Annotated in this window: 15 protein-coding genes; 12 read left to right on the top strand and 3 right to left on the bottom strand. The window is 49.7% G+C overall.

The genetic code is table 11. The annotated features are described in order from the left end of the window. Nucleotides 1-90: 90 nt before the first annotated feature. From ACKXF9_RS12690 to ACKXF9_RS12645, 10 genes are all read left to right on the top strand, one after another. A complete protein-coding gene (locus ACKXF9_RS12690; protein WP_004853592.1) occupies nucleotides 91-591 on the top strand; it encodes an RNA polymerase sigma factor in 501 nt (166 codons plus the stop codon). Further along, nucleotides 569-766, top strand: a complete 198-nt coding sequence (locus tag ACKXF9_RS12685; protein WP_005921293.1) for a helix-turn-helix domain-containing protein — start codon at nucleotides 569-571, stop codon at nucleotides 764-766. The genes ACKXF9_RS12690 and ACKXF9_RS12685 overlap by 23 nt, the downstream gene beginning before the upstream one ends. A gap of 42 nt (nucleotides 767-808) precedes the next feature. Beyond that, nucleotides 809-1234 carry a hypothetical protein gene (locus tag ACKXF9_RS12680; RefSeq protein ID WP_005921288.1) on the top strand — a complete coding sequence of 142 codons (426 nt, stop codon included), beginning with the start codon at nucleotides 809-811 and terminating at the stop codon, nucleotides 1232-1234. Nucleotides 1235-1674: 440 nt separating this feature from the next. Further along, the gene (locus ACKXF9_RS12675; protein WP_040647222.1) at nucleotides 1675-2073 is read left to right on the top strand and encodes a plasmid mobilization protein; all 399 of its coding nucleotides are present in this window, start codon (nucleotides 1675-1677) and stop codon (nucleotides 2071-2073) included. After that, a complete protein-coding gene (locus ACKXF9_RS12670) occupies nucleotides 2045-3664 on the top strand; it encodes a relaxase/mobilization nuclease domain-containing protein (RefSeq protein WP_418266446.1) in 1620 nt (539 codons plus the stop codon). The genes ACKXF9_RS12675 and ACKXF9_RS12670 overlap by 29 nt, the downstream gene beginning before the upstream one ends. A gap of 174 nt (nucleotides 3665-3838) precedes the next feature. Next, the gene (locus ACKXF9_RS12665) at nucleotides 3839-4033 is read left to right on the top strand and encodes a hypothetical protein (protein ID WP_006573562.1); all 195 of its coding nucleotides are present in this window, start codon (nucleotides 3839-3841) and stop codon (nucleotides 4031-4033) included. Continuing rightward, a complete protein-coding gene (locus ACKXF9_RS12660) occupies nucleotides 4023-4763 on the top strand; it encodes a phage replisome organizer N-terminal domain-containing protein (protein WP_418266445.1) in 741 nt (246 codons plus the stop codon). Before ACKXF9_RS12665 ends, ACKXF9_RS12660 begins: the two co-directional genes overlap by 11 nt. Further along, nucleotides 4760-5599 (top strand): ATP-binding protein, encoded by an 840-nt coding sequence (locus tag ACKXF9_RS12655; protein ID WP_161116805.1) that lies wholly within the window; start codon nucleotides 4760-4762, stop codon nucleotides 5597-5599. Before ACKXF9_RS12660 ends, ACKXF9_RS12655 begins: the two co-directional genes overlap by 4 nt. Before the next feature lie 12 nt (nucleotides 5600-5611). After that, entirely contained in the window at nucleotides 5612-5803 is a 192-nt protein-coding gene (locus ACKXF9_RS12650) for a transposon-encoded TnpW family protein (protein WP_118700283.1), read from the top strand. 134 nt (nucleotides 5804-5937) lie between these two features. Beyond that, nucleotides 5938-7545 (top strand): recombinase family protein, encoded by a 1608-nt coding sequence (locus ACKXF9_RS12645; protein WP_418266444.1) that lies wholly within the window; start codon nucleotides 5938-5940, stop codon nucleotides 7543-7545. Nucleotides 7546-7611: 66 nt separating this feature from the next. Here ACKXF9_RS12645 and ACKXF9_RS12640 read toward each other — a convergent pair whose 3' ends face one another. Continuing rightward, complete coding sequence (locus tag ACKXF9_RS12640; protein WP_317393132.1) at nucleotides 7612-8346, bottom strand: hypothetical protein; 735 nt, start codon at nucleotides 8344-8346, stop codon at nucleotides 7612-7614. A 53-nt stretch (nucleotides 8347-8399) separates the two neighbouring features. After that, on the bottom strand, nucleotides 8400-8717 hold the full coding sequence (locus ACKXF9_RS12635; RefSeq protein WP_418266443.1) for a hypothetical protein: 318 nt from the start codon (nucleotides 8715-8717) through the stop codon (nucleotides 8400-8402). 131 nt (nucleotides 8718-8848) lie between these two features. Between ACKXF9_RS12635 and ACKXF9_RS12630 the strand changes: the two genes are divergently transcribed. Together ACKXF9_RS12630 and ACKXF9_RS12625 are read left to right on the top strand one after the other, a co-directional pair. Beyond that, nucleotides 8849-9088, top strand: a complete 240-nt coding sequence (locus ACKXF9_RS12630) for a GTP-binding protein (protein WP_156073389.1) — start codon at nucleotides 8849-8851, stop codon at nucleotides 9086-9088. A 102-nt stretch (nucleotides 9089-9190) separates the two neighbouring features. Next, the gene (locus ACKXF9_RS12625) at nucleotides 9191-9829 is read left to right on the top strand and encodes a YczE/YyaS/YitT family protein (RefSeq protein ID WP_339396332.1); all 639 of its coding nucleotides are present in this window, start codon (nucleotides 9191-9193) and stop codon (nucleotides 9827-9829) included. Nucleotides 9830-10065: 236 nt separating this feature from the next. Here the strand turns inward: ACKXF9_RS12625 and ACKXF9_RS12620 are convergent, their stop codons facing one another. Next, a complete protein-coding gene (locus tag ACKXF9_RS12620; RefSeq protein WP_418266442.1) occupies nucleotides 10066-11463 on the bottom strand; it encodes an ATP-binding protein in 1398 nt (465 codons plus the stop codon). Between the last annotated feature and the right edge of the window lie 732 nt (nucleotides 11464-12195).

The raw sequence follows: 12195 nt of genomic DNA, 5'->3' as shown, positions 1-12195 counted from the left end.
TCAACGGTCAAGATGAACGGCGCAAATGCGCCGCCGTTGACAGCCCCGCCCGTCTTTGCTGTTCGGTAATCAAGAGGGCGACAGCACAAGATGCTGCCGCCCTCTGCCATTATTCAGAAAGGGGGATTTTCCATGACCGAACACGAAAAGTATCAAGAACATATCCGGCATACACACGATGCCTTTTGCAAGACTGTTATTCGCCACGCTGCCATAGACGCAGCCCGGAGCATACGGAGCCGCCGCAAGCGGGAAATCTCGCTTGAATATCTGATAGAAGAAAAACACTATCCATTCAGTACCACAGATAAATACTTTGCGGAGCAATCCGGCATGACCAGCTATCCGCTTTTCGTCTGTGGTCAGATGGTGCTTTTGGAAAGTCCAGAGCTTGCCGCAGCCCTGTCCGCACTATCACAGATGGAACAGGAAATCATTTTCTTGTACTACTTCCAACGATTGACGCATAGGGAGATTGGACGGAGATATGGACGGGCTGGCAACACAACCGGGCGGCGTATTCAGATGATTTTACGGCGGCTACGGGCAGAGTTGGAGGGTTTGTCCTATGAGCCAGCTACTTCCCTATGAGACAATCGTTAAGGCAAGCGAGGGCGACCCGGAAGCTGTTGCCGCCGTCCTATCCCATTATGCGGGATATGTCCGCTCTTGTGCGAAAATGGACGGACAGATTAACACGGATATGCAGGAGCATATTGTCAGGCAACTGATAGAAAGCCTGTTGAAGTTCCGCTTTGACCGCTAAACAGAAAAGTTGTATAATTAGAGCCTGACAAATTAAACTTCAATGAGGGTAGAGCAAATGGAACAGATTATCAATTATAGAGACATACCCACAGATAAAAGGATTGACATATTAAATGCTCTTGAGCGAATAGGTTTTTTTCCGGCATACGGCGGCGTGAGAACAATGCAGCAAATTATGGAAAAGTCAGTTCCAGGTTCAGGCCCACAATTCTATTTCGTTTTCCGTGAAAATGAGTTGATAGGGTACAATTTTCTCATTGGGGACACTAAGAAATATAAAGCGTTCCCATGGCTTGCTATTAGTAATATGGATGAGCAGAAGTTGACTGTTTGTGAAGAACTGATGAAAATACAAATTGCCTTTTTTGAAGAACTCGGAATGCAAAAGATAGCAGATCATTGCGTTAGGATTATGGAAGATTACAGAAAAGGAATTGGAAAGCGGAAAGAAAGCGATTGCAGATAAATTCCATTTGAAAAACGGCTGACAATTTAATACCGCCGCCCATCACAGCGGTAGATAAGCAGTAAATCTTGAAAAGGTTTACTGCTTTTTTTGCGCCCATTTTCAAAAATCTTTGGCAAACCACACCGCCGGATTGTTGTAGGGAGCAGACAGGGAAAACAAAAAAATTTCCGCTGCGTTTGCCAAAACGACCCCTTTTCACCGTTGTAGTGGTGAACAGCGGGCAGAACACGCCGCCGCAATCGCTATATTGGTGGAGCAAGCCAGTATATCCGCAAACCAGAGCCGCCGAGGAAAGCGGTAGTTTTTTAGAGCAAGATTCTACCACGGTGCCAAAATCCGCATATCTGCGGTTTTGCCCCCTTTGGTAAATCTTGTTGGGGAGTGCCTTCCCCAAACCCTGCTCATGCGCCCTGTCGGGCGAGAAAGGAGGTCAACGCTTGAAGAAAAAATACAACACGCCCCACCGCTGCCATGTGGTCAAAACCCGCATGACCGAGGAAGAATACGCCGACTTTACCGAGCGGCTGAAACACTATGACATGAGCCAAGCCGAATTTATCCGGCAAGCCATTACACGGGCGACCATTCGCCCCATCGTTACCGTTTCCCCGGTCAATGATGAACTGTTGTCCGCCGTTGGCAGGCTGACCGCCGAATATGGAAAAATCGGTGGCAACCTCAATCAGATTGCCCGCGCCCTCAACGAGTACGGCACACCATACAACGCCCTGTCCGTTGAAGTCCGCGCCGCCATTTCTGACCTTGCTGCCTTGAAGTTTGAAGTCCTGCGAAAGGTAGGTGACGCTGTTGGCAACATTCAAACATATCAGCTCTAAAAATGCGGACTATGGCGCAGCCGAGCAGTACCTCACCTTTGAACATGACGAGTTTACCATGAAGCCCACCCTTGATGAAAACGGGCGGCTCATGCTCAGGGAGGACTATCGAATAGCCACGCTGAACTGCGGCGACGAGGATTTTGCCGTTGCCTGTATGCGCTCCAATCTCCGCTATGGGAAGAACCAGAAGCGGGAAGATGTAAAAAGCCACCACTACATTATCAGCTTTGACCCACGGGACGCGGTGGACAACGGTTTGACCGTAGACCGGGCGCAGGCGTTGGGCGAGGAATTTTGCCGGAAGCAGTTTCCTGGACACCAAGCCATTGTCTGCACCCACCCGGACGGACACAACCACAGCGGCAATATCCATGTGCATATCGTTATCAATTCTCTGCGGATAGCCGAAGTTCCATTCTTGCCCTATATGGACAGACCGGCAGACACCCGCGCCGGGTGCAAACACCGCTGCACAGACGCGGCGATGGAATACTTCAAAGCCGAAGTCATGGAGCTGTGCCACCGGGAAAATCTCTATCAAATCGACCTTTTGCATGGCAGCAAAAGCCGCATTACCGAGCGTGAGTATTGGGCGCAGCGGAAAGGGCAGGCAAAGCTGGACAAGGAAGCTGCCGCCTTGCCAGCCGAGGAGCAGCCAGCCAAGCCCACGAAGTTTGAAACAGACAAGGAAAAATTGCGGCAGGCCATACGCACCGCGCTGTCCTCTGCCGCAAACTATGGCGAGTTCACCGCCGTTCTCTTGCAACAGGGCGTGACTGTCAAGGAGAGCCGAGGGCGGCTATCCTACCTCACGCCGGACAGGACAAAGCCCATTACCGCCCGCAAGTTGGGAGATGATTTTGACCGCGCTGCCGTTCTTGCCCTTTTGGAACAGAACGCCCACAGAGCCGCCGAGCAGACCGCAACCGTACCCGAATACCCCCGCAACATAAGGGAGCGTTTGCAGGGCAAAAAAGCTGTCCAAACCACCCCGGAAAAGGACGGTATTCAGCGCATGGTTGACCGGGCAGCGAAGCGAGCGGAGGGAAAGGGCGCGGGCTATGACCGCTGGGCGGCAGTCCACAATCTGAAACAAATGGCGGCTACCGTTTCCGCCTACGGGCAGTACGGCTATTCGCCGGAGGAGCTGGACGCAGCCCTTGTATCCGCCAATGCGGATTTACAGGACAGCACCGCCAAGCTGAAAGCCCTGGACGCTGCTATCCGGGAGAAAAAGGAGCTTCAGACACAGGTGCTTGCCTATGCCAAGACCAAGCCTGCCCGTGACGGTCTGAAAGCGCAGAAAACGGAAAAAGCCCGTAGCGTCTACCGGGAACGGCACGAAAGCGATTTTATCATAGCGGACGCAGCCACCCGTTATTTTCGGGCGCATGGCGTTTCCAAGCTGCCAAGCCATAAAGCCCTGCAAGCGGAAATCGAGCAGCTTACCGCCGAAAAGAACGCCCATTACAACGAATACCGGGAGAAAAAAGCCCGTGTCAAGGAGCTGCATACCGTGAAAAGCAATCTTTCTCAAATCCTGCAAGGCGAGAAAGACAGAGAGAAAAAGCACGAACATGAGCGTTAAAAACCGCCCCGAAACGATACCAAAACGGGGATATGCCCTGCACCCTATCCGCAATACTGCCCACCTTTGAAACGGGGCGCACAGCGCAGGAAATCCCCGAAAATGACACCGAGAAACTACATTTTTACCGACCTATCCGCTTATACCAGCGGAAACGGCAGAAAGGAGCGAGAAATGCCACGCATGAGCAAAAAGCGGCGGTTGGAATGGAGCTTTTTCCTCAACCACCGAAACCGTATTACCTACAATGACCTTTGCCGGGGCTGCACACACGGCTGCAAGCAGAGCTTCCGGGCGATTATCGTCCTCTGCCCCCGGTATTTCTCTAAGAGATGGAAACACAGGGAGGACACCGCCAATGGCAGATAACCGCAAATATTACTACCTCAAACTGAAAGAAAACTTCTTCGACAGCGATTCCATTGTGCTGTTGGAGGACATGAAAGACGGGATTTTGTATTCCAATATCCTCTTGAAGCTGTACTTAAAATCGCTGAAAAATGGCGGCAGATTGCAGCTTGACGAGCATATCCCCTATACCGCCCAGATGATAGCCACGCTGACCCGTCACCAAATCGGGACGGTGGAATGGGCATTAGCCATCTTCCAGCAGTTAGGACTTGTGGAGCAGCTTGACTGCGGGCTGCTTTATATGACCGACATCGAGCTGATGATTGGTCAATCCTCTACCGAAGCGGAACGGAAACGCGCCGCAAGGCTTGAAAATAAGGCACTTTTGCCGCCGCGGACAAATGGCGGACATTTGTCCGACATTCGTCCACCAGAGATAGAGATAAAGAAAGAGATAGATATAGAGTTAGAAAAAGAGGGAGAGTTAAAGGGACAAGCCCTCGCCCGCAGCTATGGCAGATATGAGAATGTATTTCTGACTGATACGGAGCTTTCCGAACTGCAAGCGGAGCTGCCCGAAAAATGGGCGTACTACATTGAGCGGCTTTCCGGCTATATCGCGTCCACGGGCAAGAAATATAAAAACCACGCCGCCACTATCCGCAGATGGGCGGCAGACGATACCGCAAAGGTTGCCCCGAAACAGGGCATACCCGAATACACCTGCAAGGAGGGCGAGAGCTTATGAGTAATCTGTTTACAGAACGAGTTTTGAATATGGCGGCTGTTACCCCACAGCCGGAGGACTACACGGGCGAGGACGGACTGCTTTACTGCGGCAAGTGTCACACTCCGAAAGAAGCCTACTTCCTGGAAAAGCAAGCCGCCCTGTTTGGGCGTGACCGCCACCCGGCAGAATGTGACTGCCAGAAAGCCCAGCGTTTGGAGCGTGAAGCCGCCGAACAGCGCAGAAAGCACCTTGACACCGTGGAGGACTTGAAACGCCGGGGATTTACCAATCCTACCATGCAGGAATGGACTTTCGCCAACGACAACGGGAAATGCCCGCAAATGGAGATTGCACACTTCTATGTGGAGCATTGGGAAATCATGCGCGAGGAAAATATCGGCTATCTGCTATGGGGCAAGGTCGGCACAGGAAAAAGCTATTTTGCCGGGTGTATCGCTAATGCCCTCATGGAGCAGGAAGTCGCTGTCCGCATGACGAACTTCTCTGCGATTTTGAATGACCTGACCGCCAGCTTTGAGGGGCGCAACGAGTATATCGAGCGTCTTTGCCGTTTTCCTCTGCTTATCATTGATGATTTTGGAATGGAGCGCGGCACAGAGTACGGTTTAGAACAGGTCTACAATGTGATTGACAGCCGCTACCGCAGCCGCAAGCCCTTAATCGTTACCACCAATCTGACATTGGACAGCCTGCAAAATCCGCTGGACACCGCCCATGCCCGGATTTATGACCGCCTTTTGGAAATGTGCGCCCCTATCCTCTTTACGGGAGAGAACTTCCGCCGTGAAACGGCGCAAGCCAAGCTGAACAGACTAAAAGAATTGATGAAATGAAAGGAGTTGCCTATGGCAGAGAACAAGCAGAACACCACCCCGGAACGCTGCCCGGACTGCGTGACAGAGATCCGCATGGGCAACACCGTCCTTGTCGTTTCCGGCTTTTTCAAAAAAGATACCACCGACACAGCAGCCGATAAGATGATGAAAGTGCTGGAGGCGGAAGCCGCCGCAGGACACAAAGCCCAGCTTTCGCCCTAACGCTACAAGCCGCACAGAAAAATCGTCATTTTACCGGGCGGTAAAGAAGCAGAAGCCGCTATACAGACAGCCGCCCCATGTGGTATAATCGAAATACGGAATAGTGGGGCTGGCTGTCGGAAACGGAGGATTTTATGTTAAGACAGACCACCCAGAAAATCACTGCCCTTTATCCAAGACTATCCCATGAGGACGAGCTGCAAGGCGAAAGTAATTCCATTTCCAACCAGAAGCGTATCCTTGAAACCTACGCAAAGCAGAACGGCTTTTCCAATCTGCGCTGGTACACGGACGATGGCTATTCTGGTGCGAACTTCCAAAGACCGGGCTTTCAATCCATGCTTGCGGACATTGAAGCCGGGAAAGTGGCTACCGTTATCGTAAAGGATATGTCACGGTTAGGGCGAAACTACCTGCAGGTGGGAATGTATACCGAGATGATTTTCCCACAAAAAGGAGTCCGCTTTATCGCCATCAACGATGGAGTAGACAGCGCACAGGGCGACAATGATTTTGCCCCTCTGCGGAACATTTTCAACGAATGGCTGGTGAGAGATACGAGTAAGAAAATCAAAGCAGTAAAACGCTCAAAAGGCATGAGTGGCAAGCCCATCACAAGCAAGCCTGTGTATGGCTACCTCATGGACGAGGACGAAAACTTCATCATTGACGAGGAAGCCGCACCCGTAGTCAAGCAGATATACCGTCTGTGCCTTGCCGGGAACGGTCCGACTAAGATAGCCCGTATGCTGACCGAGCAGGAAATCCCAACGCCGGGGACGCTGGAATACCGCAGGACGGGAAGCACCCGCCGCTACCACCTCGGCTATGAGTGCAAATGGGCGACAAATACCGTGGTGCATATCCTTGAAAACCGGGAGTACATGGGCTGTTTGGTGAACTTCAAGACGGAGAAACCGTCCTACAAGACCAAGCACAGCATAGAAAATCCCATTGAGAAACAGGCAATTTTCGAGAACCACCATGAGCCTATCATCGACACCCAGACATGGGAGCGTGTGCAGGAATTACGCAAACAGCGCAAGCGTCCGAACCGCTATGATGAAGTGGGTTTGTTCTCTGGTATGCTCTTTTGCGCGGACTGCGGCAGCGTCATGTATCAGCAGCGTTACCAGACCGATAAGCGGAAACAGGACTGCTATATCTGCGGGAACTACAAAAAGCGCACCCATGACTGCACCGCACATTTTATCCGCACCGACCTTTTGACTGCGGGCGTTCTCTCCAATCTACGGAAAGTGACGAGCTATGCGGCAAAGCATGAAGCCCGGTTTATGAAGCTGCTGATCGAGCAGAACGAGGACGGCGGCAAACGCCGGAACGCCGCCAAGAAAAAGGAACTGGAAGCTGCCGAAAAGCGTATCGGTGAACTTTCCGCTATTTTCAAGCGGCTGTATGAGGACAGCGTAAGCGGTCGCATTTCTGACGAGCGTTTCACGGAGCTTTCGGCAGACTATGAAGCCGAACAGCAGGAATTGAAAGAGCGTGTTGCCAGAATACAGGCGGAGCTTTCCAAAGCACAGGAAGCTACCGTAAACGCAGAAAAGTTTATGAACATTGTCCGCAAGCACATGAACTTTGAAGAACTGACCCACACCCTCTTACGTGAGTTTGTAGAGAAAATCGTTGTGCATGAGTGCAGCTACGATGAAAACGGCACACGCAGACAGGACATTGAGATTTATTACTCTTTCGTTGGCAAGGTGGACTTGCCCGAATGACCGCCCGACCTATCCGACACAAAGCGCAAGTGCCGGATAGGAACGGCAAAATTTTTTACACTTCTATTACTTCTTTATCACACATAAGCAAATATTCATATCATCAATCACAACATGGTCACACGCCGCAGGAACTACATGCCAGGAAGGACCGTCTACAGCAGTAAAGCCTTTTAAGAGTACATTATTACACCACTTGGCATAGATAAAGAAACGGTCTGCATTACTGTCCGGCAGATGCCAGCAGGCTCCATTGATAATTCCGTTTCCTACAATGGAAATATTGTCACAATGGTCTGCGTATACACAACCTGATACAACAGCACCTTCCTCTATGTAAACCGTATCATTGGACTTTAAGGTAAGAACTCCTACATTATATACCTTGCCCTTTTCAAAGCAGATGGTGGTATCTGCCGGCTTCTCAATCCTGTGCGAGCAAAGCACAAACAATGCATCATGAAGACCACCATCTGTCTCTACAGTAAACTTTCTCGGTTCATCAAGATGGATATGGACTGTTTCTCCTTTTACAAAAGGAACTATGCCAAAGCTGGACGGACGGATTTCAAGTTTTTCATATGGTGTATGGATTGAAATCTCCAGATCATACGCTTCGTTATCTACTACTACAACATAGTCAAACGAATCTGTATGGTATACCACACGCTCTGTTCCATTGCAGGTAACACTGTATTTTGTTGATTTTTCCAATTCATCTACAGATTTTAAAATAAATCTCGGTTCCTTGACCGGGTCCGGATTAGGATAATAAATCAAATCATTTTCAAAATCCTTCATATCTCTTTTCTCCTCGCTCCATCATAAATACTTATGATTCATACTGCCTATAATCAATTACCAGAGCTATTATTTAATTCTTCGTTGATCTCTTTGAGAATCTGGTCACCACCCTGATTCTTCCAGTTTTCAACAAAAGTATCAAATTCGCTGATATCTGCTTTTCCCATAATAATCTTTGCAAATGTTTCTTTTTCCATTTTTTTCAGGTTAGCCCATTTTGCCTGCATGGTTTCTGTCTGACCGCTATATGCATTGTAAACCGGTATATATTTATCATTTAATATAAGTATATTCTTTCTGTCTCGAAATGACAATACTTTCTTAGACAACAAGAGCAGAGCCTTTTGCAAGGCCCCGCTCTTATTCATAGAGAAAACCACAAGCTATGCTTGTGGAAGAATAGAGCCGTAGCATTGAAACGGTAGAAAAAGAACCTCCTTTTGCTATAATTAGAAGCAGGTAACGCCAACCGCATAGGGCCTTTGGTTCGGCCTACTTTTTGGAGCTGGGCCTCTCGTGCCAGCAGCTCGAACAGAATATCCCGGCCCTCTTCACCGACCCCGCGTGCGGCCATGTGCTGCGGGCGAAAGGCTTCGTACAGGACGAGAACGGCTGGGTGAAGCTGAACGCCACCGCCGACGGCCTGACGGCAAACGCTATCCCCAAGGGGCAGGAAGTGCTCATCGTGATCGGGGAGGGGCTGGAGAAAGAACGGATTGAGGTGAGATTAAAGGGGTAAGGCGGATCCCTCGTATATCGTTGTATCTTTCCATAAATAGTTTGTCTCCCGCCCAAAGTAGGCGTATAATAGGGGAAAAGAAACGCTAAAGGAGAATCCCCTATGAACGGCACCACATTGCGCAAACCGACTGCCCGGCGGGTGGTGGGCATGGTGGCGGGCATCGTCATCATCGCCCTTGGCATTGCGCTTTTCAAGCAGTCCCACCTCGGCAACGACTCCATCAGCGCCCTGAACATGCGGCTGGCGGAGCTGCTCGGCATCTCGCTGGGCACCCAGAACCTGTGCACGAACATCCTGTTTTTCCTGCTGGAATTCTGGTTCGGGCGCAAGTACATCGGCCTTGGCACCTTCGTCAACGGTATCTGCATCGGGTACATCGTCACGGCGTTCTATGACCCCATTCACGCCCACTTCGGCGACGCGCCGTCGCTGGCGGTGCAGTTGGCGTGGGTCATCGCGGCGGTGCTGGTCACGGCGCTGGGTGCTTCGCTCTACCAGACCGCCGACCTCGGCATTGCGCCCTACGATTACCTTTCCCTCGGTCTGCGGGACTACACACCCTGCCCGTACTTCGGGTGCCGCATCTTCACCGATGCGCTCAGCGCCCTGCTGTGCTGGCTGCTGGGTGGCCTTGTGGGCCTTGGCACCTTGATCTGTGCGTTCTGCCTTGGGCCCTTCATCCAGTTCTTCGATCGGACGTTCTCCCAGAAGGTGCTGCAATACAAACCGAATAATTGAGAAACCCCGCAGCGTCAAATCATACGCTGCGGGGGTCTTTTTTATTGCTGCCGTTAAGCAGAAAATAAAAATGAAGGAGATTTATCTTTCAAAACCGCCTGTGGACTGCTGCGGCGATGGGGAGCCATAACAAACCCATCAGACAGGCTTTGGAAGAAGTAAATCAAAGGTCTTTTATAATCACTTCAACAAGAAACGCTCCTGCCAGTTTTACACCGGCAAGAGCGTTTCTTGTGTTATTCAAAAATATCGGCAAGGGTAAGCAGCTGTACTTCTCCGCGTTCCTGTGCCTGAAGTAGTCCGTCCGTAAATCCGCCTTTCGAGAAAATGTAGTAGTGGTAGTTTGTTCCTTTCCCAAAGACTGCTGCATATTCCCGAATCAGTTCCAGTTCGTCCAAACCGATTTTTTCATTGCGATATTTGCAGGAGCCGATGATATAGTCATTGCCCTCAACCGGCCTACCGACAATATCGATTTGTATCTGCTGCTTTTTTTGAGAGTCGGTTCCCCACCACTGCCCAATCTCACTCAACTCGATAGGAAGATCATTCGCATAATAGAGCAAGTAGTCTTGGCACATCTTCTCAAAAATCAGACCCATATAGTCTGGAAAATACTGCTTCACCGCATGGGGGTAGGTCTTTGCGATCCGCCCCGAATCAATGGCACTTGCATTGACCGGCACAAAACGGTACCAAAAACGAAAAAAATTGTCTGCCAGAAGATAGATCGTTTTTTTGCCCGGTTTCTCAGTGATCGGCGTTTCCTTTTTGACGATTCCAAGGTCTATCAACGTTTTGAGGTACTTCGCCACCACAGAGTTTTCTTCACCAACTTTCGTGGTGATATCATTCAGGCGAGAAGCCCCCTCTGCAATTGCCTTGATGATTGCATTATAAATTGCCGGCTCACGCAGCTCCTGCTTTAACAGGTTGGCCGGTTCCTCATAGAGGTAGCTGGAACGGTCAAACAAGTTTTCCATCAGTGCTTCATCTACGCTGTCCCGAACATCCAATTTGTTGATATAATGCGGAACGCCGCCTGTGATGCCATAAATCAGGGCGTTATCTTCCTCGGACAGATTCGGATGGAACACCGCTGTTTCCTTGTAATCCAGCGGCATGATCTTGAATTGCGCTGTTCTGCGCCCATACAGAGGGCTTTCTTTGCCCAAAACCTGACTTTCCATAAAACTCATGGACGAGCCACACAGGATCAGGTACATTTGGGACTCTGTCCATTTATGGTCGATGATGTGCTGAAGCATTGCGGAAATAGCGGGTTTAGCCTTTGCAAGATAAGGATACTCATCAATTACAAATACGATCCGCTGCTCCTTGGAGAGAGCTGTCAGTTCGTCCAATGCTGCATCGTAGGTTGTAAATTCCGGAGATGATTCTGCATTGGGTCGTTCAAAACTCATGATTGCCTTGGACAAGGCTTCCAGATTTTCTTTTCCGGTCGTATTCAAGGCAGAGAAGAAAATGGTCGGTTTATCCTTGCAGAATTCATTGATCAGCGCAGTTTTTCCAACACGGCGTCTGCCGTAAATGACAACGCATTCAAACTTTCCATTCTCATATCGTTTGTTTAACTTCCGAAGTTCCTCATCGCGGCAGTAAAATCGGCTCATTTTGTTCCCTCCCCAAAGTGTATTTATCGAATTTATATACTCGTAAGTTAGTTTCTTACGAGTATAATACTTCATTTCTTACATAAAGTCAAGAAATATATTTTTGACGGTTCATCGAGAAACAGGAACGATACTTCCTATTTTCCTCAAAAATTGTGAACTCTGAGTTCCTGTTCATTTCGTTCCGCATCGGTTACAATACAGCCATAGCTTCGGAAAGCGTTCAAAGCAGCCCTCAAGCTATCCCGCCCCTTGAAAATTGAACACGCATTCTTCAGTCACGTTCCTGTGATGATGAGCCACGTCCGTAACAAATGCGATGATCTCCCACTGAGGGAATGAGCGGTAGGTTGACGGTAAATGGATGACAGCTTCTCCATAGCTAAGAGCCATCACAGAATAATGATACTTCTGCCTTCGGGCAGCTCGGTGAGAACCCTATGGATTCGGTACGCTGCCAGACGGCTGAAAGATTTCCCACACGAAAACAGAGTTTTCGGTTTCCGGGGATGTCGGGGACAAATACGGAAAGGTATAGAACTATAAATCACAGCAATTTGCTGTTTGAGATAGTAGGGTGGGCTGTGCGAGCAGCCCACTGTTACATATACGGATAGAGAGGAGAAATCCAAATTGGCAACACGAGGCAAAAAAGAGAAAGAGTATTGAAAACATTTGTCCATCACACCAGTTACGGCTGTATGGACTGGTTCACGAATGCTAAACAAGCAA

It is taken from the genome of Faecalibacterium sp. 9 (assembly GCF_048320955.1).
GTDB classification, from domain to species: domain Bacteria; phylum Bacillota; class Clostridia; order Oscillospirales; family Ruminococcaceae; genus Faecalibacterium; species Faecalibacterium wellingii.
This window is presented reverse-complemented; position numbering and strand designations above follow the sequence as displayed.

What these genes read in the sequence shown, in the direction of transcription:
- ACKXF9_RS12680 (WP_005921288.1), top strand. Translation starts at nt 809, where the DNA reads ATGAGGGTAGAGCAAATGGAACAGATTATCAATTATAGAGACATACCC.
- ACKXF9_RS12645 (WP_418266444.1), top strand. Translation starts at nt 5,938, where the DNA reads ATGTTAAGACAGACCACCCAGAAAATCACTGCCCTTTATCCAAGACTA.
- ACKXF9_RS12635 (WP_418266443.1), bottom strand. Translation starts at nt 8,717, where the DNA reads ATGAATAAGAGCGGGGCCTTGCAAAAGGCTCTGCTCTTGTTGTCTAAG.
- ACKXF9_RS12625 (WP_339396332.1), top strand. Translation starts at nt 9,191, where the DNA reads ATGAACGGCACCACATTGCGCAAACCGACTGCCCGGCGGGTGGTGGGC.
- ACKXF9_RS12655 (WP_161116805.1), top strand. Translation starts at nt 4,760, where the DNA reads ATGAGTAATCTGTTTACAGAACGAGTTTTGAATATGGCGGCTGTTACC.
- ACKXF9_RS12685 (WP_005921293.1), top strand. Translation starts at nt 569, where the DNA reads ATGAGCCAGCTACTTCCCTATGAGACAATCGTTAAGGCAAGCGAGGGC.
- ACKXF9_RS12665 (WP_006573562.1), top strand. Translation starts at nt 3,839, where the DNA reads ATGCCACGCATGAGCAAAAAGCGGCGGTTGGAATGGAGCTTTTTCCTC.
- ACKXF9_RS12690 (WP_004853592.1), top strand. Translation starts at nt 91, where the DNA reads ATGCTGCCGCCCTCTGCCATTATTCAGAAAGGGGGATTTTCCATGACC.
- ACKXF9_RS12640 (WP_317393132.1), bottom strand. Translation starts at nt 8,346, where the DNA reads ATGAAGGATTTTGAAAATGATTTGATTTATTATCCTAATCCGGACCCG.
- ACKXF9_RS12620 (WP_418266442.1), bottom strand. Translation starts at nt 11,463, where the DNA reads ATGAGCCGATTTTACTGCCGCGATGAGGAACTTCGGAAGTTAAACAAA.
- ACKXF9_RS12660 (WP_418266445.1), top strand. Translation starts at nt 4,023, where the DNA reads ATGGCAGATAACCGCAAATATTACTACCTCAAACTGAAAGAAAACTTC.
- ACKXF9_RS12650 (WP_118700283.1), top strand. Translation starts at nt 5,612, where the DNA reads ATGGCAGAGAACAAGCAGAACACCACCCCGGAACGCTGCCCGGACTGC.